This window comes from Actinomyces sp. oral taxon 169 (assembly GCF_013394715.1).
GTDB lineage: Bacteria > Actinomycetota > Actinomycetes > Actinomycetales > Actinomycetaceae > Actinomyces.
In genome coordinates this window covers 364,709-388,492 of record NZ_CP058259.1, presented here as the reverse complement: position 1 = coordinate 388,492, position 23,784 = coordinate 364,709, and the positions used below count along the sequence as shown (strand labels likewise).

Genomic DNA, 23,784 nt, shown 5'->3' with positions numbered 1-23,784 from the left:
GCACTGTGGGCCCCGCGTCGCCAGGAGGAAGCGTAGGCCATGTGGGCGGCGAGCTCGGACTCGAGCCCGCCCCCGCCCTCACCTCACAGGAGATCGCGCAGGGCCAGCACGACGACGCCGGTGGCCGCCGCGTCCACGAGGAACCAGCTGGCCAGCCACACCCCAGCGGGCACCCGGGTCAGGTGGGCCAGGGTGCGGTGGTCCTGGCTCGGGTCGCGTGAGGCGGCGACGTCGCGCAGGGAGTCCCAGGCCCCTACCAGCAGGGCCAGCCCGGTCCCGGCGACGACGCCGTCGCGCCACTGCCCGCCCCACCACCACAGGGCCCCGGTCAAGGCGGCCACGAGCAGGACCAGCAGGACCGTGCGCACGGAGCGGGACATGACCAGCAGGACCGCCAGGAGGACCAGCCCCAGCAGCAGGACCGTGCTCGCCCAGCCCTTGAGGGCCAGGAGCACGACAACGGCGCCCAGGACGGCGGGGGCTGGGTAGCCGGCCCAGGAGGTGGCCACCCGGCCGGGGCCGGTGGGCTTGCCGGCGGTGACGGCGTGCCCGGACAGGTCCCGACTCACCACGAATCCGAGGAAGCGCCGTCCCACCATGAGGCCGACGGCGGCGTGCCCGGCCTCGTGGACGATCGTCACCAGGGTGCGTCCCCAGCGGCGGGCCGGTGCCCAGGCCAGGACGATGAGAAGGATCGCCAGCGCCGGCCACAGCACGCCGGGATCCAGGCCGACGACGCTCGAGGCGCGGGCCAGCAGGTCGTTCCAGGTGTCAGTCCAGCTCAGGTTCACGAGCGGAAGTCTGCCAGGCCCGCCTGTGTGCACGGCAGGCCGTGGCTCACGCTGTCAGCCGACCGCGCTGTGACGAAGCGAACCGGGGGCCTCGGCGCCCTCCAGGGGCTCGGTGGCGTGGGGCTGAGGGATGCTCGGAACCTCGTGGGCGGGCTGGCGCGCCCCCACCGCCCGCAGCACGAAGGCGTCCAGGCTCTCCAGGTAGGCCCGGCGCTGCTCCGGATCCGTGGGGGTCGGGCGCCCACCCATGACGGTGGCGTGGATGAGGGGGATGACCTGCTCGGGCTCCTGGGCGGGGATGAGCCCCTGGTCCATGGCGTCGGTGAGGATCGAGGAGAGCATCTGGGCCACGAGCGCCCCGTGGGCCTTGAGGCGGCCGGCGGTCCCGCGCGAGACCGCCCCGGACAGGGGCCCCGAGGTCGGGAAGTGGAAGTGCCGGGCGATGAGGGCCTGCTGGCGCACATAGATGCGCAGGCGGTCGATCGGGTCCTGGGTGCCGGCCAGCGCCCGGGAGAGCTCCTCGGCGTAGCGGCCGGCCTCGTGCTCCATGAAGGCCAGGAGGAGGTCCTCCTTGTCCGCGAAATGGTTGTAGACGGCCGTGCGCCCCACGCCCGCGTGGTTGGCGACGTCGGACAGGGTGATCTTGTCGAAGCTGCGCTGGCTCATGAGCTCGGACAGCGCCTGGAACAGGGCGGTGCGCGTGCGCTCTCGATGCTCGGCCAGTGAGGAACCCAGGATCTTCGGCATGAGGCAACCCTAACTTAGGAGATGACGCGGACGATAGAAGTGTCAGAAACTGGGACAGGCCGGCACCGTGGGGCAGTTGGTGTCCTCGGGCCCGCGGCCCCGGGGAGGGCCGTCCGTCTGCGCCCCGCCGTCGCCCCGGTGTCCATCAGCGCCCCAGGGCGCCCACGAGCGCGTCGATGATCGGCAGGTCCGCCTCCAGCCACGGCAGCCGGCGCAGCTGGTCGGGCGGATCCAGGCGTACCCACTCCAGGCGTTGGTGGTCGCCTCCGGCCCTGCCCCGCTCCCCGGGGTGGGCGGGCTCGGCCAGCCACACCCGCATCCTGAAGCCGTGCATGGCCGGCCAGGCCGGGGCGTCGTCGCCGGGACCGCTGTTCGGTGGCGCCGCAACCGCCAGCTGTCGGGGGACGACGAGCTCGGGCCCCAGGCGGGCGCTCAGACCGATCTCCTCGTCCAGCTCGCGGGCCAGGGCCTGCTCGGGCCTCTCGGCGGGTTCGACCTTGCCACCGGGCAGCTCGAACTGACCGGCGTGCTCAGGCGGGTAGGAGCGGGCCGCGCACAGCAGGGTGGTCGGATGCTCCAGGTTGTCCAGGACCGCGGCCGCCACGACGAGGCGGGAGGCCCGCCCCGTATCGGAGTCGCTCACCAGGGCTTTCCCCCTCCTTCGCCGCCGCCGGGCTCCGCAGTGGTTCCCGGGCTGCCGTTGTTGCGGTCCCGCAGGCGCTTGGCCCGGTCATCGACCGGGGTCGGGGTCGGCTTGGCGCTCGGGGTGCTGGAGGAGGTCTCACCCGGCGAGCTCGACGACGACGGGCTCGCGCTCGGATCGCTGCTGGGCTGCGAGGAGGCACTCGAGCTCGGGTCGCTGCTGGGCGTGGCCGACGGGGTCGAACTCGGGTCACTGCTCGGCTGAGAGGAGGGGGTCGAGCTCGGGTCGCTGCTGGGCGTGGCCGAGGGGTTCGGGCTCGGGGAGGGGTTCTGCTCGGGCGGGGGCGGCACCTCGCAGGTATCGGCCGCCTTCTTGGCCGCCTCGATGTGCTCAGTGACCGCCGCGGAGCTTCCGCTCTCCTGGGCCTGGGTCGCCAGGGTGAGGTGGGCGACGTACAGGTTGGTGCGCACCATGCACTCCGGGGAGCCGGCCTCCTTCACCTTGCTCTCCGGGTCGACCTTGGCCTTGGGTGCCTCGCTGAGAGCCTGTTTGAGGGTCGTCACCGCGGAGGTCGGGTCCTTCGCGGCGAGCTGACCGGTGCCCAGGTTGAAGTGGACGCGCCACTGCTCCAGCCACGGATTGATCGCGGCAACCGTGCGGTAGCGCGACAGGGCCGTGTCGTAGTGGCCGGCTGCCGCGGCGCGGTTTCCGGTCAGGGAGATGAGGAAGATCGAGCCGAGCCACAGGGAGATGATGGTGACCAGAGCCGCGGGCACCCCACCGATCATCAGGAGCCGACGACGCCGCTTGAGGCGGGCCTCGCGCCGCCGGGGGTCCTCGGGGGCCGAGGGGTCCGGTGAGGAGGCCCCGTCATTCGGGTCCGCCTCCTGCAGGTAGTCGGGCACCTGCTCCGGGGCGCCACTGACCGCGCCCTGCGCCGCCTGGGCGGCCTGGGCGGCTCCGGGCTGCGTCCCGTCGCCGACCTGCCCGGGGACCTCGCCGGGGGTGTGTTCTGTCGTCATCATCGTCCCCTTCCCATGAGAAGACGCAGGCGACGGTCGGCTCGCATGAGGTCGAGGATCTCCCACAGCAGCAGACCGAAGGCGATGAGTCCCAGTGGCCAGGTCAGGTACACCCGGGCGTTGGTCTTGGCCCGTCCGTCGGAGGTGACGGCCTCGATGTCGAGGTTGGTGAACTTGCTCGTCGGGTCATCCCCCGAGCCGCCGGTGCGGTGGTAGTAGGGCAGCCCCAGGTCCTTGGCCACCTTCTGGAGCTCCTCGGCGTCGATCTTCGACACCCCGGGCTGCCCGCCCTGGCCGTCGGTGATGTAGTCGGACTGGGTGTGCTCGCCGGTGGACGGCGAACCGTCGTAGCTGCGCATCTTGCCGCCCTCGGTCGAGCCGTAGCCCAGCACTGCGCCGCCGTCGATGAGACCGGCCAGGGACTGCCAGGAGATGCCGGCATTGTCGGCCGTCTGAGTGCCGCGGCCCTCGTCGGTGGCCTCGCCGTCGGAGAAGATGTAGACGAGGCGGATGTCCTTGGGGTCGGACTGGCGGGCCTGCGTCAGCGTCTGCCCCAGCACCGGAAGCGCCACCTCCAGCGAGGAGCCGACGGAGTGGCCCGTGACCTCCTGCTTGAAGGAGCCGATCCAGGCGTCGACGGCGTTGGTGTCGTGAGTCAGCGGCAGCTCCCGGGCCGCCGTGTTGTCCAGGGCGATGATGGAGAAGCGCGAGTCCGGGAAGGCCTCGCGGACGGCCCGCATGTCGGCGCGCACGCCGTCGAGCCTGGTGGAGGCCGACTGGTCGACGCCGTCGGGCCCCTTGCCCTGGTAGTCCTCCGCGGCCATGGATCCAGTGCGGTCCACCACCATGTAGATCTCCACGTTGGAGACGCTGATGGTCTCGCTGCCGCGGATCGCCGGCCCCGCCAGCGCCAGCACAATGACGACGACGATGGCCAGGCGCCTCCACCAGGCCCGGCGGGCGGCCGGCTCGGCATCGTCACGGACCAGGCGGCGTCGGGCCACGATGAGCAGCCCCGTCAGGGCGGCCGCCACGAGGAGGACGAGGATCCACCAGGTGACCGGGATGAACGCGAAGTCCCCGATGATCGGAACCGGCTTCATGCTCGCCTCCAGGTAGTCAGTCCCAGGTAGCCCAGAAGCACCAGTGAGAGCGTGATGACGAGCCGCTGGGGGACGTCGGTGCGACGGGTCTGCTTGCGGCCCCCGAGCGCGGAGACCTCGGTCTTCTCCAGCTCCTTGACGATCTGGCCCCCGGTGCCGGAGTCCTCGACGTCGTAGAAGCGCCCCTTGCCCTGCTCCTCGGTGACGGTCTTGAGCTCCTCGCGGGACTCCTCAGGAGTCTTGTCGAGCAGGTTCTGGTAAGGCTGGTCCTCGTCGGCACCGTAGATGGAGAACAGGCGGATCTTGCGCTCGGCCAGGAGCTTGGCGGCGTCGGGCAGGGGATAGATCTGCTCGTTGTCGGGGTCGATGACCTGGTTGTCGGTGGCCAGGATGATGGAGCGGGAGCGCTCCAGCCCCTGGTTGTCGAAGGCCTGGGCGCAGGAGGCGAGCCCGTCGCCGGCCAGGGAGGAGCCGTTGATGCTGGAGTTCACCGTGCCGCCGAAGGCCTCCTGGTAGGCGAGCTGCTGCTTGTAGGTGACGTTCTCCGGGTCGATGTCCAGCACGTCGCCCAGCTCGCTGAGCTGGTCACGCAGCAGCTCGTAGTCGTCCGTGAGCGGCACGATGGTCTGCGCGGCCGAGTTCCAGGCCACGATCCCCACCCGCTCGCCGTCGAAGTCCTCCAGGATCTCGGAGAAGGTCGTCAGGACCGAGGAGTCGATCCTGACCATCGACGTCGACACGTCCAGGCATAGGACGATGTCACGGTTGGCCAGGGCGTCGGAGCGCTCGGTGACACGCACGGGCCGACCGGCGATGGCGGCGGCGCTCACCAGGCCCGAGACCAGCAGGACCGCCAGGAGCGCGTGGAGCCAGCGCTGAGCCCGGATGCGCTTGCGCACCGCCGGCAGCTGGAACAGGCTCGCCGAGTTGGCCAGACGGCGGGGCAGTTCGACGACCTGCTCGCTCCCCCGCCGGCTCCAGGACAGCCTGGAGCGCTTGGGCGCCCCGGTGGAGGGGCCCAGGCCGGAGCGGCGGTCGATGATGAACACCGCGATGATCGCCGCGACGGCGATGACGACAAGAACAATGAACAACCAGAGCATCACCATCGGGTGACCACCTCCCTGGCGTGGGTCAGGGCCTCCTGCGCGGCGGCCTGCGGCTCACGGTCGAAGGAGGGCTGCTCCCACACGGCCAGCAGCTCTCCGACGTGCCCCAGCGGGTTGATATCCAGGGGACGGCCCGCCGCGCGCACGCTGCGCCGGCGCTCCTCCACCGAGCTCGGCCCGGCGGTCGCGGCCATGTCGAGGATCTCCGAGACCGTGGCGGTGGTGATCTCCTCCCCGCTGCGGGCCTCGGCGAAGCCGCGCAGCAGCGCGGCCAGCTCCAGGTGCAGCTCGCGCAGGTCCAGATCACCGGCGTCCCAGCGCTGGGAGATCTCGCTGAGACGCTCACCCCACTGGCGGCGCTCACGGGGAGCCATGGGGATGTCTCCGACCTCCTGGGAGATGTCGCGGCGGGTCACCAGGAAGGTCCGCAGCAGCCAGGCGGTCACCAGCAGGAGGCCGACGACCATGACGATGACCATCCAAATCGGCATGAGGACCGGGGGCATGATCTGCATGGGTCACCGCCTCCCTCTGGCCACGGCGGCGCGCTCGCGCTGGAGGAGCTCGGCGATGGAGTCGATGAGCGTCTCCTCGGAGGAGACGACACCGTACTCCAGGTGCCGGGCGTCGAGCACCTGCTCGACGCTGGTGCGCCACTGCTCGCGCACCACGGCCGCCTGAGCGGCCAGGTAGGAGTCCGCGCGCAGGAAGGCGGGGATCTCGAAGGGGAGGTCGATGTCCCGCCCGCGGCCGCCGTCCGGGCGCAGCGGGTCGTCGTCCTCGATCTGGACGACGATCATCTCGTGCTGGATCGACAGGCGCCGCAGCCAGGTCGCGGCGTCGGGGCCGGGGTGAGCGGTGTCGGTGATGAGGATGACCAGGCTGCGGCGGCGGTGCCAGGTGCTCACACGCTCCATGAGGCGAGGCAGGCTGGAGGGAGGGGCCCCGGGGGCCAGCTCGAAGACGCCGGGCGCCCCCTCGACGGGAGCGTCGAGGTCCTCGAAGGTGCGCGCCAGCAGCGCCAGCAGGGTCTCCACGTGCTTGGCCCCGGAACGGGCCGGACGCGAGATCATCCGACCGGCGTCACCGGCCACGAGCGCCACCGAGTCCCCCCGCATCCGGGCCAGGTAGGCGAAGACCTCCGCCACTCCCAGGGCCAGGTCGCGCTTGTCCTCACCCGAGGGGGTCATCGCCGCCATGGTCCGGCCCGTGTCCACGGCCAACACCATGGGCATCATGGACTCGCGCTGGTAGCGCTTGATGACCGGCTGCCCCAGGCGGGCCGAGGACTTCCAGTCGATGTCGGAGATGTCGTCGCCGGGCCGGTAGAAGGACATGTCGTCGAAGTCCTGCCCGCGTCCGACGAACACCGACTTGTGGCGCCCGTCGAGCAGCCCCGTGGCGCGGCGCAGGGTCGGCAGGCTCAGAGCCGCGCGCAGACGCTCGATCCGCGAACCGCGCCGGCCCTCGCCGGAATCGGACTCGGGCGCCCCGGGAGCGCCGTGTACCTCCGTGCTCATCGCTGTGCTGGTCCCCACCGGGCTCAGGGCGTGGGGACGGCCGCGAAGATGGCGTCGATGATCGCCTCGGGCGCGACTCCGTCGGCCAGGGCGTCATAGGTGAGCACCAGCCGGTGGCGCAGCACCCCGTGACGCAGCAGGCGGACGTCGTCGGGGATGACGTAGGTGCGCCCCTCCTGGAGGGCGACCGCCTGGGCCACCTTCATGAGTGCGATGCCTCCACGGGGGGAGGCCCCCACGCGCACCTGCCGGTCCAGGCCGGGCACGGGCCGCGGCCCCCCGCCACGGGAGGTGTTGATGAGGGCGACGATGTACTGCTTGATGACGGGATCGACATAGACCCGCTCGGCGGCCCGCTGCAGCCACTCGACGTCGTCGGTGGAGATGGGCCGACCGGTCACGGGCTGGTCGAAGGTCCCGTTGGAGATGCGGTCCAGGACGTCGGCCTCCTCCGAGGGCCGCGGGTAGGTGAGCACCTCCTTCATGAGGAAGCGGTCCATCTGCGCCTCAGGCAGGACGTAGGTGCCCTCCTCCTCGATGGGGTTCTGGGTGGCCAGGACCATGAAGGGGTGGGGCAGGGGGTAGACGACGCCGCCGATGGAGGTCTGGCGCTCCTGCATGGCCTCGAGCATGGCCGACTGGGTCTTGGCGCTGGAGCGGTTGATCTCGTCGAGCAGGACGATGTTGGCGTGGACCGGCCCCAGCTGGGTGGTCATCTCGCCGGTGGAGGAGTTGAGGATCTGGGTGCCCACGATGTCGTTGGGCATGAGGTCGGGCGTGCACTGGATGCGCCGGAAGGAGCCGGAGACCGCCGAGGCCAGCGTCTGGGCGGCGGTGGTCTTGGCCAGGCCCGGCACGGACTCCAGCAGGATGTGACCACTGGACATGAGGGCGGTCACCAGGGCCCTGCGCAGCTGCTCCTGACCGACGACGCGCTGGGAGAAGATGTTGGCCACGGACTTGAGCAGCTCGCCGGCGCGCTCCACGTCGGCGTCCCCGGCGCCTCGACGGCTGGAGGCGGCCCGGGCCTCGCGGCGCAGCGTCTCACGGGAGGGCAGGGGGCCGGTGTCGACCTTCTCCTCGGCCGGCGCCGCCGGTCCGGAGGGGTAGCCGGGAACCGTCATCCTGGATGACGTGGTCGGCGACGTGGTCGGCACGGAGCCGGCCCCAGCGGTCTGCGGGTCGACCTGAGGTGGGACCGAGGGCGGCTGCTGCGCCGAGGCCGCCGTCCCCTGCCCCGCGGAGGAGCCGTCGGGCCGGCTGGCCGCTCGGGCCGCCGGCTGCCCGGCAGGCTGACCGTACTGCTGGCCACTGCCCCAGCCACCCGGCTGACTGCCGGGTTGGGCGCGGTGCTCGGGCTGCATGCTCATGGTTCTCCTCGCTCAGTTCTGGCTTGATTCCTCGCGCCACGTGCTCGCGCCTGGATAGGCGACGCATTGGCAGGCTATACGAGCCGGGGCCACCTGTGGCGCGAGCGACGGGGAAGTCCTCCCCACAGCGCCGGAGAGTCTCCACTTTTCACTGGATCCGCGCCACTTTGAAGGAAATGTGAGACGAGTCGTCATGGGGTGGTCGCCCCGGGATCAGAGCTGGCCGAGGTTCACCCGGCTTCCGGCCAGGCTCAGCCGGAGCCCGTCATTGGTGACGATGGCGCTGGTCGGGCGCAGCCCCGGCGGCAGGGAGTTCGCGGGGATCGTGATCTGCGGGGAGTCCAGCCCGACATAGCTGAGCATGCTGTCCTGCCCCGTGCCGACGTCGACGCCGAGGGTGTTCCCGCTCATCCGGGTGGAGGTGATGGTCAGGATCAGGCTGCCGTCGGCACCCAGCGACGGGGTGATCTCGGCCTGACCACTCAGACCGAGCACGGACATCGAGGCCTGGATGACCCCCGGATCCTGGGCGCTCGTCCCGGTGCGCTTGGCTTGAAGGGTGATGCCCTTGAGCTTGGGGTGCGATGCGGCGGCGAGCGTGGCCACCTGCTGCCAGCTGACGGTGCCCGAGGCCGCCACCGTGTCGGTCTGATAGGGCTTGTGCAGGCTGATGTGACTCAGATCGACGTCGACGTCGCTGAGCGTGACCGAGGCATTGCTCTGCCCCTTGGAGGTGATCGTCAGGCTCGGGGAGTCCACGCTCAGACTGTCCAGTGAGCCGCCGACGACCTGACTCAGAACGATTCCCTTCGTGGCGATCCGGGCGTCCGGGCTGAGCCCCGGCAGGGCCGAGCGCACGGCGGAGTCGACCTGCCCGCGCACGAGGTACTCCGCCCCGACGGCCCCGGCGCTCAGGATGACGACGAGCACCACCAGGACCGCCACCCACCGTCGAGCGCGACGTCGTCTGGCAGGGCGGGGGATGTCATCCTCGAAGGAGTTCTCCTGCAGGAGGTCGTCCTCCTCGGGATCGTCCGCCAGGACCTCATCGAGGAGTGCCCGATCGGAGACCTCCTCCTCGGTCACGTCCGCCTGCACCCGAGGCGAGTCCGCGTCACTGTGGTGACTCATCGCTCCTCGTGTCACGTCATCGCCTCGGCGCCGACGGCGAGCTCTGAGCCACCGGAGCAGTGCTCACCGAACGCTCGGCCGTCTGGTCGGCGGGGGCCTGGTTGGCGGCCCGCTCCTCGTCAAGCATGTAGAGGTCCTCGGCGGTGACCATGAGGGTGGACACCGCGTGCTCCACCAGGGCGGTACGCCGGTTGGAGGCGGCTCCGGCCACCCGGCCGCCGCGCAGCCCACGCACCCCCACCCGGTCGAGCTTCTCGCAGACGTTGTCGAGCTTGCGGTTGAACTTGGTCAGCGGCCAGCCCAGGCGCGCGGCGGCCGCCGCGGAGGAGGGGATCTCGGCGGCCCCGGTCCCGGCCCGTTTGAGCACCGGCTCGGACAGCGCCAGAACGAGCAGCAGCTGGGAGCGGGTCATCGGAGTCACCCCGATGGTGGTCTGTCCGGAGGACTGACGCACGCCGTCGATCCCGGAGAAACGGTCCTCCCCGGAGGTGATGAGGTTGATCTCGTAGGTGGTGGGTCCTGCGGAGAAGGTGAGGATGACCCGCGGGAAGACCAGGGGCATGCGGGCCCCCGGGGCCAGCCGGGACTGGACCAACCCCTCGCCGTCAGTCAGGGTGGCCGACAACCGCGAGCCCTCATTGGCGATCCACCAGAGGTTCTCGGAGTGGGCGAAGACCAGGAAACGGCGGTGGAGGTAGGGGTTGTCGTCAATATCGAGGTCTCCGCCTCGGCCGATGACGAAGGTGTCGGCCGGAGCGACCCGGTGAATCTCTCCGGAGAAGTCCAGGACGAGCTCGTCGGGCTGCTCAGGATCGACCTCCGGCATCTCCGTCCACGTCAGGTCGCTCATGAATTCTCCTTCCACGGTCCCGGCTCATGATCGGCACCCGGGTCCAGTCTCGCTGAGAAGCCGCAACCGCACCGGCCAAGCACGACCACTCGGACAGTGACCTCAGCCACTGCGGAGCCTCAGCCACGACGGCGGATCGATACGGAGCGTCACCCCGTCGCCGACATCCATGAGGTCCCCCATGAAGACCGGCGTCGGCATTCCCGATCCCAGCAGGACCGGCGTCGCACCGGGGCGGGCCAGGACCGTGCCGTTGGACGAGCCCAGGTCCTGAGCCAGGACGCTCCACCCCGAGGTCGTGAGCATGAGGTGGGAGCGCGAGACCATGTGCTGCGGGCTGGCCACCGGGACCAGGGCCACGATGTGCGGATCGCCCCCGGCCTGCACCTGGGGGGCCCGTCCGATGACGACGTCGCCGGCGACCTCGATGGCGGCGCCGGTCGACAGGGTCAGCGTGGCCAGAGCCGGCCGGCGCACGTAGGAGAAGACTCCCGTCAGGGGCTGGGCGCAGATCAGGCACTCCCGGAGCTCGGGAGGATTGGGGTGCCCCTGGGGACAGATCGAGGCCCGCACGGGGGGCGCCGCGATCAGCGCCGCCTCGGAGGCGGAGACGACCTCCGTGTTGGGCAGGGCCTCCAAGGGCTGGGGCTCGCGGACGGGCTGGGGCTGCTTGCTCTTGGAGTTGTCCGGCGCCGTGGGGGTGTTGGCCGTCGGGCTGCCGCCCGAGCTCGCCGAGGGAGCGGTCGGGGCCCGGTGGGCGCCGCGGCGCCGACGCCCCGAGCCGGGCTCCGGCTCGGGGTAGTCCGGGAACGGGCTCACGTCGCCGGTCTCCAGGCCCTCCGCAGCGGCCTCGGTGGTCTGCGAGAGCTCCTGCGGCGGCTCGATGGGGTCGTCGGGGTCCTCCCAGACGCCCGTCTCCAGCAGCTCGGGAGCCGAGTCCGTGGAGCTGTCGGATTCGGCAGAAGACACAGTCTCGGCGGAGGGAGGGGCCGGGTCGGAGGAAGCGACCTCGGCAGGAGACGCAGCCTCGGCGGACGGAGGGGCCGGGTCGGAGGAAGCGACCTCGGCAGAAGAATCGGCCGCGGCGGGAGAAGGCACCTCCAGGGGCGCCGGCTCCTGCACTTGCTCCGACCCCGGCTGCGGCGCCAGCTCCAGCTCCGGGGCCGCCTCCTGAGGCGAGCCGGAGATCGGGGTGATCGGTCTGAGCAGCGTGGTCTCGTCACTGGGCTCGGCCGGGACGATCCCGCTGGGCTCCGGAGCCATGGACCGCAGGTCCGAGCGCCGCAGCGCTGCGGCCCGCGAGGGCGCGGCTTCCTGGGGGGAGGGCGCGCTCAGGGCAGCCGGGGTCGCGGGGGCCGCCGGCCCCACCGTCGGCAGGTAGGTGCCGCCCAGGGCCTGCAGGACCCGCAGGCCCGTCTCCACGGAGACTCCGCCGGCCTGCGAGCCGGCAGCCGGGTTGATGACGGCGGTCCCGTCAACGCCGTCGACCCGCAGAGCACCATCCGACAGGCGCGTCAGCCCCTCGGGCAGCGGAACCCGCTCGCGTGGCAGGGATGGGGAGGGAACCGGGGAGATCGTCACTGCGCCCCCTGACTGCTCGCGCCACCGGGGCGGGACGTGTGCGCCGTCGGCGGAAGATCCGGCACCTGGAGGGCGTCGACGACGACAGCGGTGGTGTTGTCATGCCCTCCGCCCTCCAGGGAGGCGGCCACGAGGAGCTCGGCCGTGCGCTGCGCCGTGTACCCGGCCGCCAGCACGGTGGCGATGGCCTCGTCGTCGAGCTCGTCACTGAGTCCGTCGGAGCAGATGAGGAGCCGATCCCCGGCGGCCACCGGAACGCTGTAGAGGTCCGGGACGCCGGAGTCGGCGATGCCACCGCCCAGCGCCCGGGTGACGATGTTGCGGCGGGAGTCGCGGCGCGCCTGCTCGGGGGTGAGCTCACCGGTCTCGATGAGAATCTGGACCCGGGAGTGGTCGCGGGTGACCTGGGAGAGCATGTCACCGCGCAGCAAGTAGACCCGGGCGTCCCCGATGTTGAAGATGACCCAGGTCGGACGCGTGACCCCCTGCTCGTCCGGAATCCAGGTCAGGATGACGCCGGCGATCGTCGCGCCGGGCAGGTAGGCGGCGTGGGACGGGATGGCGATGATCGCCTCCTGCGCGGCCACCACCGCGCGAACCACCGTGTCGACGTCGGTGATGGTCGCCCCGGCCAGTGAGTACAGGGAGTCAAGGGCCACCTGCGTGGCCATACGGCCGGCGGCGTGCCCGCCCATGCCGTCGACGACGACGAAGGCCGGAGCGATGGCGAGGTAGCCGTCCTCGTTGATCGTCCGCAGACGCCCCACGTCAGTGGCCGCACCGACAACGACCTCCGAGGCCCTGATGCCGTCCTCACCGCGGATCACGATGGCATCGGCATCAGCACGAACGTGCTCGGTCATCGTCTCCCTTTCACTTGCGTCGCGTGCACTCCCCTAGTAAACCCCAGCACCCCGTCCGGAACCACCGTGCCACCGCCCCGATTCCACCATGTGGGAGCCCACACCCTGTCGGAGGCCGGCGGCGCCGGTTCCCGCTGCACCCGCCGAACGGGCCTGCCTCACCGCCGCCATCGGCGACGATCCGCCGTCGTCGGACACTGACGAGCTGCGGCCGTGACCCGTCAGGCAGTCGGATTCACGATGTCCTCAGGTAGTCTTCCAACGTGGCCGGCTGACCGACCCCTATGCCGCCGAGGTGGTACTGCGTTCCCTGACTCGGTATCACGGGCGGCCCGACACCCGACCCGCGACGGCCCCAGGTGCCGGTCACGACCTGGACCGACGTCGTTTTCCCGACCCTCGAAGGACCCAGCATGTCTCAGGCCAAGGACGAGCTTGTCGCGCGAGCGCAGGATCCCAATGCAGAGTTGGAGACCCTCCACCAGCTGGCGCAGAACTACCCCGGCCTGCGCCCCTACATCGCCGCCAACCCACGCACCTATCCCGCCCTCCTGGAGTGGCTGGGAACCCTGGGTGACCCTGCGGTCGACGCAGCCCTGGCCTCTCGCAACAGCCAGCCCCAGTCAGCGCCGTCGGCGCAGTCGGCGCAGTCATCGCCGCAGCTGGCGGTGGTCTCGCCCCCCGGCGCCCAGCACAGCGCTCCGTCGGCCAGGTCCTCCGAGGCCCCCACGCAGGTGACCCTGCCTCGTTCACTCCAGCCCGGCAGCGCGGTCTCCGGCGCCTCTGCGGTCTCCGCCACCAGCTCGAGGAGCGCCGCGAGCGCACCGAGCGCCTTCAACGCGGCCGGCGCGAACACGCAGGTCGACAACTTCCAGGCCGCAGGCGACCCGACCGTCTCGGTGCCCACGTCCCACCCCGCCCAGGCGATGGCCTCCCAGTCACCGGCCCGGCCGGTTCAGCCCGCCCTGCAGCAGACCTTCCAGCAGTCCGCGAATGTCTCTCAGGCGCAGAGCCCGGTCATTCCGGCCGCCGTACAGCAGGCCCCCGCAGTGGCCGGCGACGACGGCGTCTTCGGCGTCGGCACTGAGGACGACGACTCCGAGCCCCCCTCCTCCTTCCTGACTTCCAACCGCATCCTGCTCATCCTGGCGCTCCTGGTGGCCACCGTCCTGGTCTTCCTGGCGACCTGGTACCTCTCCGGGGGCAGTGACAAGGGCTCGGCCGCCGACTCGGGCACCGAGGCCACGGCCGACTCCGGTCAGGCCGCGGCTCAAGACGGCTCCTCCCCGGCCACCCAGTCGGCCTCCCCCTCGGCATCGGCCACCCCGAGTGCCTCGGCGACACCCACGCTCAAGGCACCGGCGCCCGCCAACGCTCAGGAGCTGTCGGCCTTCGACGCCCCCAGCGGCAACATCAGCTGCACCCTGAAAGACAACAACCTCACCTGCGTCATCAACGAGCACGCCTCGACCGCTTCCTGCCCGTCCTCGAAGCCGCTGACGGTCACGATCGGCACGGATGGGAAGTCCAGCCAGAGTTGCGGGTCCACCTTCTCCACCAAGGGCGTCAGCCTCAGCTACGGCTCCGCCGCCAAGAACTCCACCTTCGCCTGTGAGTCGGCAGACTCCGGCATGCAGTGCTGGAGCCAGGTCACCGGTCAGGGCTTCATCCTCAGCCGCGAGAGCGTGACCCCCACCACCCACCACAGCAACTGATCCGTTTCACCCGAGGTCGGAGCCCCGCCCGCCGGGGCTCCGACCCGTCCTATTTCCTCTTAACCTCCTCTGAGCCCCACCTTCCAACAACGCACGACGTCCGATATGGCCACCTCCTACCGAACGATCCTCATTCACCCCGGCGCCCGCTCCTTCACGAGTGCCGGGCTCATCGCCCGTTTCCCCATGTCCATGGTGGGAATCTCCACGATCCTGGCGGTCGAGGAGCTCTACGGCTCCTACACGGCCGCGGGCCTGGTCAGCGCTGCGAACTTCGTGGCCATGGCCATCGGGGCGCCGATCCTGGCCCGCTGCGTCGACCGCTACGGCCAGTCGCGGGTCATGCTGCCCGCGGTGCTCGTGTCGTCCTTGAGCCTGGTGGGGCTGGCCGGCGCCGCCGCCGTGCACGCGCACCTGGGGATCCTGGCCGCCCTGTCGGCCCTGGCCGGCGGCCTGGCCGGTTCCATGGGCTCACTGGTGCGGGCGCGCTGGACGGCGATGCTCACCCGCCCCGAGGAGGTTCACGCGGCCTTTTCTCTGGAGGCGGCCCTGGACGAGGTGGCCTTCATTCTCGGGCCGGTGCTGGCCACGGGCCTGTGCACGACGCCGTTCCTGCCGGTGACCTCGGGCTGGGTGTGCTGCGTGGTGATGCAGCTGTTCGGGGGACTGTGGTTCCTCGGCCAGCGCGCCACCGAGCCCACGCCGCACCCGACTCAGCCGCGACGCACCGCTGAGGCCACCGAGCAGTCAGATCAGGCCGTGGCACACCCACCGGTAATGCGCTACGGCGCGATGGTGTCCATCGCCATCGTCTTCCTCATCCTGGGGGCCCTGTTCGGGGCCAACGACGTCGCCGCGGTCGCCTTCGCCACCGAGGCCGGGCACAAGTCGGCCTCGGGCCTGGTCCTGGCGGTGTGGGGCGTGGGCTCCTTCGGCGCGGCCCTCCTCTACGGCTCGCGCACGTGGGGCTGGCCGCTGTGGAAGCAGCTCATGGCCGGGCTGGTGGGGCTCGCGGTGGGGGCCTCGACCTTCGGTTTCGCACCGAGCCTGGTGGTGCTGTCCGTCCTGGCGCTCCTGACAGGGCTGGCCATCGCCCCCACCCTGACCAGCGGCAACAACATCGTGCAGGTGACGGTGGCCCCCTCCCAGCTGACCGAGGGCCTGGCCTGGGTGAGCACTGCCCTCAACATCGGGGTCTCGATCGGGTCCCTGCTGGCGGGGCAGGCCACCGACGCCGGTGGCTCGCGCGCCGGGTACCTGGCGGTGGCCGCCTTTGCCTGGGGCGCCGTCGTGGTTGGTGTCCTGGGGCTGCCCGCGCTCAGGCGAGCGCGGACCAGCGGCTCTCTGGGCGGTCACTGAGCATCCTCGGCGGGCGGCTCAGTTCCCAGCGTTCTTGGTGACTCTTCTACACTCAGTACGATGCCGATCGCAGGAAATCCACAACACGCCCCCCTTCCCTCCCAGTCGGGCACTGGCCCCGCGGGGCACCCCGGACGTGGGAGCGGGATGCCTGCCGCCCGACCCCCGCGGCTGGTGGCGGCCGCGCGCGCCGTCGTCTCATCGCCCGTCGTCGCCGCTTTGGGATGGCTGGCCCTGCTGGTGCCCGCCTACTGGTCCCTGGTGGATGAGCGCGGCCAGTGGCTGTTCAAGCTGGATTCCTTCGTCTACTACGAGGCTGTCCGTCAGTGGCTCGACGGCGGGGACCTCTACAGCTGGTACGCCAATCCGGGCCAGCACCTGTGGCCCTTCACCTACACGCCCCTGGCGGCCTGGGTGATCTCGCCCCTGACCTGGATGTCGTACCAGCAGGCCACCGTGCTGCTGATCGTGGCCACGCCGCTGTGCGCAGCCGTGACCGCCTACGCGGTTCTCAGGCGGCTGGCTGTCGCGCCCCGGATGGCGCGCGGCCTGGCGCCGTGGCTGGCGCTCATCGGGGTCATCGCCCTGGAGCCCTTCCCCAAGACCATGGAGTACGCGCAGGTCAACGCCATTCTCATGGCGCTGGTGGCCGTGGACCTGTTCCTGGTTCCTGAGCGCTCGCGCTGGCGCGGAGTTCTCAGCGGCCTGGCCGCCGCGATCAAGCTGACGCCGGCGGTCGCGATCCTGGTGCTCCTGGCGCGCCGGGAGTGGCGGGCGGCGGCCACTATGGCGGGCAGCGCCGTCGGACTGACACTTCTAGCTGCCCTGGCGGCCCCCGCCGAGTCCTGGGAGTTCTTCACCTCGGCCATGTGGGATCCGGGGCGCGCCGGTTTCGCCGACTACTCGGGCAATCAGAACCTCAAGGGCGCGATCGCCCGAGGGCTGCCGGAGGCCGCCTGGAACCTCACCTGGGCGGTGTGCTCCCTGCTCGCCGTCGTGGCGGCCTGGTTCCTGTGCCGCCGGCTGGACCGGCTGCGGGGAGCCGGCCGAGCGGCTGGGGGTACCGGCCAGGACGACGGCCTGGTCCTGTCCCTCCAGATCAGCGTGGTCATGGTGCTCGGCCTGCTCATCTCCCCCATCTCCTGGTCGCACCACTGGGTGTGGTGCCTGCCCGTGCTCATGTCGGTCGCGGCGGCGGCCTGGCGCTGGCGCTCGACCGCGCTCGGTGTGGCCGGCGCCGCCGGGTTCCTCGTCTTCGTCCTGGCGATGCAGTGGTGGTTCCCCGAGCAGAACCACGTGGAACAGAACTGGCCCGCCTGGGCCAAGGCCGTCGGCTCGAGCTACACCTGGTGGGCCCTGGGCTGCGGGGCCGTTCTGTGGTGGGCGAGCGGCCGGCGGCTCAAGGCCCTGCACCACTGAGAGGCGCTGAGAGCCGCTGCCAGGCGCTCGCGGTCGTACCGTAGGTCGCGCTGTCGAGGGTTAGGGGCACGACCTCGCGACCTACCCTACGAACGCGCGATCCACCCGACGAACGCAACGATTGGAACCACTGAGTCGTCTAGGATCCAGGGGTGCCCCTCTCCGACATCGCCCGCGCCGTCGAGGACCGGTTCCATCGCGACACCGTCCCGGTCCTCAAGCGTCAGGGCTGGCGCCCCCGCGTCATTCCCTACGACGGCTACGGCACCAGCGCCCCGGCTCAGCCCGGCCCGACGGCGCCGCGGCACCAGGAGCAGCACCAGGACACTGTGCCCCTGCGCAGCGCGGCCGGAGCCCGCCGGCGCCCCGCCTCAGCCTCCCGCGGGGCCTCCTCCCAGCCCACTCAGCCCTCCCGGCCCACCCCCATGGCGCGGGTCCTGGCCCGCATGGTGATGCGGCCCCAGGACGCCCCCGCCGAGGGGCCCCTGTTCCGCTCCCTGCCCGACGCCCTTCCCGTCAGCGCCGCCCAGGCCCGCAGCTTCGCCATGACCGGGCTGAGCGATGCCCAGCGCGGCTGGCGCCTATTCATCGAGGTGCCGGTAGCCTTCCTGCCGGTGACGGTCCACGTGGGCCGGGCCAGCGTGCGCACCCGGGCCGACCGCAGCGGCTACATCGACGTCGTCGTGCGCGACCACGGCCTGGAGCCCGGATGGCACGAGGCCAGGATCGAAGCGATGGGGGCGCACGCGGTCGCCGCCAAGGTCCTCATCATCCCCGAGGGCCCGCGTTTGGGCATCATCTCCGACATCGACGACACCGCCATGGTCACGCACGTCCCCCGCGTGCTCGTGGCCGCCTGGAACCAGCTCGTCAAGTACTCCTCGGCGCGCGAGCCCGTCCCCGGGATGGCCGAACTCTACTCGCGCATCCAGGCCGCCCACCCGGGCACCCCGATGATGTACCTGTCCACCGGCGCCTGGAACGTGGTCCCCACGCTGCGCTCCTTCTTCTCCCGCCACGGCTTCCCCTCGGGGCCCGCGCTCATGACCGACTGGGGGCCGACCAATACCGGCTGGTTCCGCTCGGGCATCGAGCACAAGCGCACCGAGCTGCGCCGGCTCATGATCGACCTGCCCCAGATCACCTGGATCCTCTTCGGCGACGACGGCCAGCACGACCCACACATCTACGGCGAGGCCGCCCGCCACCACGCCGACCGGATCGCCGCCGTCGCCATCCGCCGTCTGACCGCCACCCAGCAGGTGCTCGCCGGAGGGCTGACCGCCCACCCCATGGGCATCGGGCCGGAGGCCCGGACCCTGGCCGAGGCCGACGTGCCCGTCGTCGTGGGCGCCGACGGCTACGAGCTGGCCCGCCTCCTGCCCCGCGAGCTGCTGGAGGCCGCCCCGCGCCGCTGACGGCCTCACGGCGACCACCACCGACAACGGGGCGATTCTCGGCCGGTGTCCCCATGCGGCATGTCTCACGCAGTCCCCTCCACCGACGTCGATCCCCGCCAGCATGCGGATCGGCCCGCAGCCTGCCCGGTTCACAGGGACGGCACAGGCCCGCCCTACACGGACGACAGGCCCCGGCGGTTACCTGGGTTCACCGGGGCAGAAGCCCCCGTTCCCATCCCCAGCGAACAGGAGGAACCACATGTCCCCCTTCTCCACAGACTCCACCGGCCCGGCAGAGCCCACCGGCCCGAACGGCCCCACCAGCTCCGCTACCTCGACGGCCGCCTCGCTGCGCCGCCACGCGATCCTGGCCGACCTCAACCTGCTGCAGGTGGCCACCCTCATGGGCACCGGGCTGCTGGTGACGCTCGGCGTCATCCTGGGCGGCCGCTCCTACATCACCACCGTCACGCCGGACGGCCTGATCGCCTCCCAGCCGAGCGCCCACGGCACCAGCGTCCAGAACCCCGCGGCGGGCTCGATCCCCTCCACCGGCAACTCCTCGGAGAAAACCATGTGATTCCAGGGTGAGGGCCGCCCAGGCACCCGCGGCCGCCCCGCACGTGACGCTGTGGGCGATCACGCGGCCCCCGCGCCCCCTTCACGTCAGTCGCCCCGGCCCCCGGCCGGTATGGTGATGGCGCATCCAGCAGTGCTTCCCTCAAGCTCAGGAGACGATATGGCCGGCAAGATCCCCTTCATCCTCGGACTCGGCGCGGGATACGTGCTCGGGACCCGCGCGGGGCGCGCCCAGTACGAGCGCATCAAGACCGCGGCCTCCAAGGTCGCCGAGCAGCCCTTCGTGCGCACCCGGGTCGACGCCGCCTCCAGCCACGTCAAGCAGGCCGTGCGCACCCAGGGCGAGGCCGTCACCGAGAAGGTCGCCGACGCCGTCAAGGAGCGGCTCTTCGGGGCGCCCTCGAGCAAGGGCGGCGCCCAGTCCCAGCCCGTCGACGCCGGTCAGGCCAGCGTGCGCCCGGTCGGCGAGAGTTCCTGAGCCCGGCTAACGGCCCGGCTAACCCCGCAGTCCGCCCCTAGCTCTGCTCGGGCTGCTGGGAGGAGGTGCCCTCCTGCGCCGTCTGCCCGCCGCGGCCGCGCCAGGAGGGGGCCTTGAGCGGTCCCATCATGAGCCCCCGGCGCCAGCCCACGAGCGCGCCGTTCGCCGCGCGCCGCCCGGCCCGGCGCCGTTCCCGGTCGGAGATGACCGGCAGCTGCCAGGAGCGCCAGTAGGCGAGCACGCACAGGCCCGCACCGACCACGGTGGACACGAGCATGGCGTGAGCGTCGGCCACCCCCGCCTTGACGGCCACGACCTGGGTGCCGGCGGCGATGAGCGCCGGGATCGCGTAGAGCTTGTTGCCCCCGAAGACGGCCGGGGTCTCCCCCACCGCGACGTCGCGGATCATGGAGCCGCCAATGGCGGTGAGGCAGCCCAGCAGGAGCGCCGGCATGACGCCGAGCCCGTAGGTGAGGGCCTTCGAGGCCCCGGTGGCGGCCCAGCAGCCCAGGATGACGGCGTCGGCCACCACGAGCAGGCGCCGGGTGGGCCGCGAGGTCAGCGGCACGAACCAGGCCACTGTCGCCCCCAGGCAGGCCGTGTAGAGGTAGTAGGGGTCGGTCAGGGCGAAGGGCGGGCCGGCCTGGATCATGACGTCGCGCAGGATGCCGCCGGCAGTGGCCGTGAGCATGGCCAGGACGACGAAGCCCACCAGGTCGAAGTTCTTGCGTCGGGCGATGAGCCCGCCCAGGATCCCGTTGAGCATGACCCCGCACAGGTCCAGCAACCGGAAGGTGTCGGTCAGGGACGCCGGCATGTGAAGCGTGAGGGAAGAGAGGTCCAGCACCCCGGTTGCCCGCCTTTCGCTCCTGTCATGGTGGCGTCCTGCCGTCGATCCCGGTGTCGGACCGGCAGCCCGCCGCTACCGGGCACCTTAGCCCACGGCGAAGCGCGGGGCGGACACCCGGCCGCCGCGGAACGCGCGTTGCGGCGATGCGAAACCTCAGGTGGTCAGGGCGCTGCGGCCCGCGCCATGATCGGGGCGTGTCCTCCCGCTACTCACCTCCCAAGGACCTGAGCCGCTACGCGTGGCTGTCCATCGGTGTCGCACTGGCCACGATCGCGCTCAAGGGGGCCGCGGCCTGGCTGACCGGCTCCGTGGGTCTGCTCTCCGATGCCGCCGAGTCCGTGGTCAACCTCATCGCCGCCGTCGTCGCCCTCATCGTGCTGAAGATCGCGGCCAAGCCGGCCGACGCCGACCACCAGTTCGGGCATTCCAAGGCCGAGTACTTCTCGGCCGTCGTCGAGGGCGTCATGATCTTCGTGGCCGCCGCCGTCATCATCATCTCCGCCATCGAGCGCCTCATCCACCCGCAGATGCCCGAGCAGCTGGGGATGGGCCTGGCGGTGTCGGTCATCGCCTCGCTCCTCAACGGCGCGGTGGCGTGGGTGCTCTACCGGGCCGGGCGCCGCGAGCGCTCCATGACCCTGGTGGCCGACGCCAAGCACCTGGCCACCGACGTCGTCACCTCCGCCGCGGTCCTGGTCGGGGTGGCGCTGGTGGCCGTCTTCGGCTCGGCCGTGCTCGACGCCGTCGTCGCCCTGGGGGCCGGGCTCAACATCATGTGGACCGGCTTCACGCTCATTCGCGACTCGGTGGGCGGTCTCATGGACATCGCCCCGTCCGCTGAGGTGCTCCAGCGCGTGGAGGAGGTCCTGGCCCGCCACCGCCAGGTGGGCATGATCGACTTCCACGCGGTGCGGGTGCGCGAGGCCGGCAACCGACGCTTCATGGAGCTGCACGTACTGGTTCCGGCGGTCTGGAGCGTCAAGAAGGGGCACGACTTCACTGAGCAGGTCATCGACGAGCTCATCGAGGCCGACACCAGCCTGCGCATCTCGGCGCACCTGGAGCCCATTGAGGATCCCAAGTCCTACGAGGATCTGGAGGACATGTGAAGAACTCCCAGGTCAAGTCGGTTTCCATCATCGTGCGGACATGTCAGACTCAGCCCCATGAATGCAATGAGGCTCACCGGCTCAGCACCGTCGCTGCGCCAGCACACGATCACCGCCCCCGTCCCTGCCTGGCGTCACCCCAGCCACGTCGTCCTGGAGACCTGCGTTGAGGACGTCGAGGGTGTGAGGATCTCCGCCCGGGTCGGGGCTGACCGGGCCGAGCTGGGCGCGAACCTCACCGCCGCCGGCACCACGCCCTCGATCGGCACCATCGAGGCCGCCATCTTCGCCGCTGCCGAGCAGGTCGAGCAGCGCCGAGCTCAGGCCGGCGCCCACTGGGCGGAGAAGCCCGAGGCCGCCGCCCCCTTCGGCCTGCGGATCCTCATCCGTCCCCGGGGCGGGTCCTTCGTCTACAACGCCGATGAGGGCCGGGCGATGATCGCCGACGTGCGGCGCATCGCCACCCTGGCCCTGGAGATGGCCGAGTTCACCCGCCCCCAGGCCACGGGCGGGGGACGCACGACGCTGCCGCCGGCGGTGGACCTGGGCTTCGTCGTCGGCGCCCTGACCGAGGACGGCACCATTGATCGCGGCCTCGTGCGCCTGCTGGTCGACATGGCCAATGGCGCCCCCGTCACCTTCCACCGGGCCTTCGATCAGTGCCGCGACACCGTCGAGGCCTACGGGGACCTGGAGGGACTCGGCGTGCGCTACGTCCTGACCAGTGGGGCGGCCCAGACCGCGGCCGACGGCGCCTCGGTGATCGCCGGGCTGGTGGCCAGTGGCGGGCCGACCGTGGTCGCCGCCGGGGCCGTGCGCCCCGATGGCCTGGTCGACCTGGTGGAGTCCACCGGCGTACGTGAGGTCCACATGCGCTGCCCCCGCGAGGGACTGACCCCCGACGAGCCCCAGCGCACCGATGAGGCCCTGGTGCGCCGCGCCGTCGAGACGGTCCGCGCGGTGCCGCTTCCCGCGTAGCTCGGCAGCCCCGCCCGTCCCTGCCTCCATCCCGCCCGACGGCGGCGCTGAGGCCGGATGCGCATCCCTGGCGACTCCGGGTGCACACCCGGCCTGGCACCCTTGTCACCCTCCTCGGCCCTTGGTCCCCGGTCCGGGGTCGTGAGTTGCTGGAGAATCCTCACGGTTCGTAGATATCTACAGCCCAGTGAGCGACCGAAGGTCTCGACGCCTCCGTCACGCTCGAAGCGCAATCGGAAGAACTACCGATGCATCCCCCATGCTCACCCCTATTTTCTGTCTTAGGTTGACCCCATGAACGACGTCCGCATCGATACCCCACGCGGTATCACCCTGGCCGGCACCCTCCAGCTGCCGGCCGGAGCCGCCCCTATCGATCTGGAGGTTTCTACGACGTCGGAGGACACCCAGCCCCCACAGGCGCGACCTGAGGGCGTGGTCCTGCTGGCGCACGACTTCCTCACCGACCGTCACGGCCAGGGCGGGCGCCTGGACTGGATCGGTGCCCGCTACCGCGAGGCGGGTCTGGCCACGCTCAATCTGGACTTCTCGGGTCTGGGCGAGTCCGACGACGACGTCATCACGCTGGCGGGCGAGGCCGAGGACCTGCGGGCGGCCTCCAGCTGGCTGGCCGGCCTGGGCTTCACCCGGCAGATGATCCACGCCAACGGTTTCGGGGCGACGGCGGCGCTCCTGGCGAGGCCCGAGCATGTGCGCACGGCGGTGCTCGTGGGCGCCATCGTGGGGCCGCAGTCGATCCTGTGGGAGGAGATCTTCTCCCCCGAACAGCTCGATGAGCTCGCCCAGCACGGGCTGACGCGCCTGGTGGATGACAACCCCAACTCCCGCGAGTGGAATGTCCTGTCCAAGGAGACGCTGGCGGACTTCTCCATGCAGGATCCGCAGCACACCCTGGCGGACCTGCCCTGGCCGGTGCTCATGGTGCACGGGGTGCTGTCCAACGAGCTGCCCGACACCGCTGAGGCCACCGCCGAGGGTTTCCCGCTTCTGCCCGATTCCAGCCAGATGGTCCATGTCCACGCCGAGACCCTGGAGCAGGCCCAGGAGGAGGTCGCCCGCTTGAGCGTGGAGTGGGCGCAGCGCCGCCTGCGCTGAACAGTCGCCCGGCTCCTTGCACCAGGCGGCGGCATCGCCGTCGGCACGCGC

Annotated in this window: 23 protein-coding genes; 9 read left to right on the top strand and 14 right to left on the bottom strand. The window is 71.2% G+C overall.

The annotated features are described in order from the left end of the window. Positions 1–83 precede the first annotated feature (83 nt). The 13 genes from HW274_RS01595 to HW274_RS01535 form a co-directional block, all read right to left on the bottom strand. Entirely contained in the window at positions 84–791 is a 708-nt protein-coding gene (locus HW274_RS01595) for a M50 family metallopeptidase (RefSeq protein WP_075253599.1), read from the bottom strand. Positions 792–845: 54 nt separating this feature from the next. Then, positions 846–1,538: a TetR/AcrR family transcriptional regulator gene (locus HW274_RS01590; protein ID WP_075253600.1), complete on the bottom strand. Its 693-nt coding sequence runs from the start codon at positions 1,536–1,538 to the stop codon at positions 846–848. A 145-nt stretch (positions 1,539–1,683) separates the two neighbouring features. Next, positions 1,684–2,181: an NUDIX domain-containing protein gene (locus tag HW274_RS01585; protein WP_075253601.1), complete on the bottom strand. Its 498-nt coding sequence runs from the start codon at positions 2,179–2,181 to the stop codon at positions 1,684–1,686. Further along, positions 2,178–3,203: a hypothetical protein gene (locus tag HW274_RS01580; RefSeq protein WP_396027380.1), complete on the bottom strand. Its 1,026-nt coding sequence runs from the start codon at positions 3,201–3,203 to the stop codon at positions 2,178–2,180. The genes HW274_RS01585 and HW274_RS01580 overlap by 4 nt, the downstream gene beginning before the upstream one ends. Continuing rightward, complete coding sequence (locus HW274_RS01575; RefSeq protein ID WP_075253603.1) at positions 3,203–4,306, bottom strand: BatA and WFA domain-containing protein; 1,104 nt, start codon at positions 4,304–4,306, stop codon at positions 3,203–3,205. The genes HW274_RS01580 and HW274_RS01575 overlap by 1 nt, the downstream gene beginning before the upstream one ends. After that, on the bottom strand, positions 4,303–5,415 hold the full coding sequence (locus HW274_RS01570) for a VWA domain-containing protein (RefSeq protein WP_075253604.1): 1,113 nt from the start codon (positions 5,413–5,415) through the stop codon (positions 4,303–4,305). The genes HW274_RS01575 and HW274_RS01570 overlap by 4 nt, the downstream gene beginning before the upstream one ends. After that, on the bottom strand, positions 5,409–5,930 hold the full coding sequence (locus HW274_RS01565) for a hypothetical protein (protein WP_009405425.1): 522 nt from the start codon (positions 5,928–5,930) through the stop codon (positions 5,409–5,411). Before HW274_RS01565 ends, HW274_RS01570 begins: the two co-directional genes overlap by 7 nt. A 3-nt stretch (positions 5,931–5,933) precedes the next feature. Beyond that, complete coding sequence (locus HW274_RS01560) at positions 5,934–6,935, bottom strand: DUF58 domain-containing protein (protein WP_075253605.1); 1,002 nt, start codon at positions 6,933–6,935, stop codon at positions 5,934–5,936. A gap of 23 nt (positions 6,936–6,958) precedes the next feature. Beyond that, entirely contained in the window at positions 6,959–8,305 is a 1,347-nt protein-coding gene (locus tag HW274_RS01555; protein WP_185989055.1) for a MoxR family ATPase, read from the bottom strand. Positions 8,306–8,518: 213 nt separating this feature from the next. Next, entirely contained in the window at positions 8,519–9,436 is a 918-nt protein-coding gene (locus HW274_RS01550) for a DUF2993 domain-containing protein (protein ID WP_185989054.1), read from the bottom strand. Positions 9,437–9,452: 16 nt separating this feature from the next. Then, entirely contained in the window at positions 9,453–10,286 is an 834-nt protein-coding gene (locus HW274_RS01545; RefSeq protein WP_020991959.1) for a hypothetical protein, read from the bottom strand. A gap of 102 nt (positions 10,287–10,388) precedes the next feature. Continuing rightward, positions 10,389–11,867, bottom strand: a complete 1,479-nt coding sequence (locus HW274_RS01540; protein WP_185989053.1) for a hypothetical protein — start codon at positions 11,865–11,867, stop codon at positions 10,389–10,391. Further along, positions 11,864–12,730 carry a PP2C family serine/threonine-protein phosphatase gene (locus tag HW274_RS01535; RefSeq protein WP_075253610.1) on the bottom strand — a complete coding sequence of 289 codons (867 nt, stop codon included), beginning with the start codon at positions 12,728–12,730 and terminating at the stop codon, positions 11,864–11,866. Before HW274_RS01535 ends, HW274_RS01540 begins: the two co-directional genes overlap by 4 nt. Positions 12,731–13,143: 413 nt before the next feature. Here HW274_RS01535 and HW274_RS01530 point away from each other — a divergent pair, with 413 nt between their 5' ends. The 6 genes from HW274_RS01530 (at position 13,144) to HW274_RS01505 (ending at position 19,680) form a co-directional block, all read left to right on the top strand. Beyond that, a complete protein-coding gene (locus tag HW274_RS01530) occupies positions 13,144–14,445 on the top strand; it encodes a hypothetical protein (RefSeq protein WP_185989052.1) in 1,302 nt (433 codons plus the stop codon). 105 nt (positions 14,446–14,550) lie between these two features. After that, positions 14,551–15,804, top strand: coding sequence for an MFS transporter (locus HW274_RS01525; RefSeq protein ID WP_185989051.1), 1,254 nt, complete (start codon positions 14,551–14,553; stop codon positions 15,802–15,804). Positions 15,805–15,951: 147 nt separating this feature from the next. Further along, entirely contained in the window at positions 15,952–17,223 is a 1,272-nt protein-coding gene (locus tag HW274_RS01520; protein ID WP_185989050.1) for a glycosyltransferase 87 family protein, read from the top strand. Between the two features lie 152 nt (positions 17,224–17,375). After that, the gene (locus tag HW274_RS01515) at positions 17,376–18,641 is read left to right on the top strand and encodes an App1 family protein (protein ID WP_185989049.1); all 1,266 of its coding nucleotides are present in this window, start codon (positions 17,376–17,378) and stop codon (positions 18,639–18,641) included. Between the two features lie 241 nt (positions 18,642–18,882). Next, complete coding sequence (locus HW274_RS01510) at positions 18,883–19,203, top strand: hypothetical protein (protein ID WP_185989048.1); 321 nt, start codon at positions 18,883–18,885, stop codon at positions 19,201–19,203. Between the two features lie 159 nt (positions 19,204–19,362). Continuing rightward, a complete protein-coding gene (locus HW274_RS01505) occupies positions 19,363–19,680 on the top strand; it encodes a hypothetical protein (protein ID WP_009406192.1) in 318 nt (105 codons plus the stop codon). A gap of 37 nt (positions 19,681–19,717) precedes the next feature. On the opposite strand, the gene HW274_RS01500 is transcribed toward HW274_RS01505, so the two are convergent. Beyond that, complete coding sequence (locus HW274_RS01500) at positions 19,718–20,497, bottom strand: trimeric intracellular cation channel family protein (RefSeq protein WP_185989544.1); 780 nt, start codon at positions 20,495–20,497, stop codon at positions 19,718–19,720. A gap of 227 nt (positions 20,498–20,724) precedes the next feature. On the opposite strand from HW274_RS01500, the gene HW274_RS01495 reads away from it, so the two are divergent. From HW274_RS01495 to HW274_RS01485, 3 genes are all read left to right on the top strand, one after another. Continuing rightward, a complete protein-coding gene (locus HW274_RS01495) occupies positions 20,725–21,639 on the top strand; it encodes a cation diffusion facilitator family transporter (RefSeq protein WP_185989047.1) in 915 nt (304 codons plus the stop codon). A 66-nt stretch (positions 21,640–21,705) separates the two neighbouring features. Then, positions 21,706–22,617, top strand: a complete 912-nt coding sequence (locus tag HW274_RS01490) for a copper homeostasis protein CutC (protein WP_003787819.1) — start codon at positions 21,706–21,708, stop codon at positions 22,615–22,617. Between the two features lie 294 nt (positions 22,618–22,911). Continuing rightward, positions 22,912–23,733, top strand: a complete 822-nt coding sequence (locus HW274_RS01485; RefSeq protein ID WP_185989046.1) for a S9 family peptidase — start codon at positions 22,912–22,914, stop codon at positions 23,731–23,733. The last annotated feature ends 51 nt before the right edge of the window (positions 23,734–23,784 follow it).

Coding starts and splice junctions, on each gene's coding strand:
- HW274_RS01545 (WP_020991959.1), bottom strand. CDS start 10,286: ATGAGCGACCTGACGTGGACGGAGATGCCGGAGGTCGATCCTGAGCAG.
- HW274_RS01500 (WP_185989544.1), bottom strand. CDS start 20,497: ATGCCGGCGTCCCTGACCGACACCTTCCGGTTGCTGGACCTGTGCGGG.
- HW274_RS01535 (WP_075253610.1), bottom strand. CDS start 12,730: ATGACCGAGCACGTTCGTGCTGATGCCGATGCCATCGTGATCCGCGGT.
- HW274_RS01560 (WP_075253605.1), bottom strand. CDS start 6,935: ATGAGCACGGAGGTACACGGCGCTCCCGGGGCGCCCGAGTCCGATTCC.
- HW274_RS01505 (WP_009406192.1), top strand. CDS start 19,363: ATGGCCGGCAAGATCCCCTTCATCCTCGGACTCGGCGCGGGATACGTG.
- HW274_RS01485 (WP_185989046.1), top strand. CDS start 22,912: ATGAACGACGTCCGCATCGATACCCCACGCGGTATCACCCTGGCCGGC.
- HW274_RS01575 (WP_075253603.1), bottom strand. CDS start 4,306: ATGAAGCCGGTTCCGATCATCGGGGACTTCGCGTTCATCCCGGTCACC.
- HW274_RS01490 (WP_003787819.1), top strand. CDS start 21,706: ATGAGGCTCACCGGCTCAGCACCGTCGCTGCGCCAGCACACGATCACC.
- HW274_RS01570 (WP_075253604.1), bottom strand. CDS start 5,415: ATGGTGATGCTCTGGTTGTTCATTGTTCTTGTCGTCATCGCCGTCGCG.
- HW274_RS01565 (WP_009405425.1), bottom strand. CDS start 5,930: ATGCAGATCATGCCCCCGGTCCTCATGCCGATTTGGATGGTCATCGTC.
- HW274_RS01580 (WP_396027380.1), bottom strand. CDS start 3,203: ATGACGACAGAACACACCCCCGGCGAGGTCCCCGGGCAGGTCGGCGAC.
- HW274_RS01520 (WP_185989050.1), top strand. CDS start 15,952: ATGCCTGCCGCCCGACCCCCGCGGCTGGTGGCGGCCGCGCGCGCCGTC.
- HW274_RS01555 (WP_185989055.1), bottom strand. CDS start 8,305: ATGAGCATGCAGCCCGAGCACCGCGCCCAACCCGGCAGTCAGCCGGGT.
- HW274_RS01525 (WP_185989051.1), top strand. CDS start 14,551: ATGGCCACCTCCTACCGAACGATCCTCATTCACCCCGGCGCCCGCTCC.
- HW274_RS01550 (WP_185989054.1), bottom strand. CDS start 9,436: ATGAGTCACCACAGTGACGCGGACTCGCCTCGGGTGCAGGCGGACGTG.
- HW274_RS01510 (WP_185989048.1), top strand. CDS start 18,883: ATGTCCCCCTTCTCCACAGACTCCACCGGCCCGGCAGAGCCCACCGGC.
- HW274_RS01530 (WP_185989052.1), top strand. CDS start 13,144: ATGTCTCAGGCCAAGGACGAGCTTGTCGCGCGAGCGCAGGATCCCAAT.
- HW274_RS01590 (WP_075253600.1), bottom strand. CDS start 1,538: ATGCCGAAGATCCTGGGTTCCTCACTGGCCGAGCATCGAGAGCGCACG.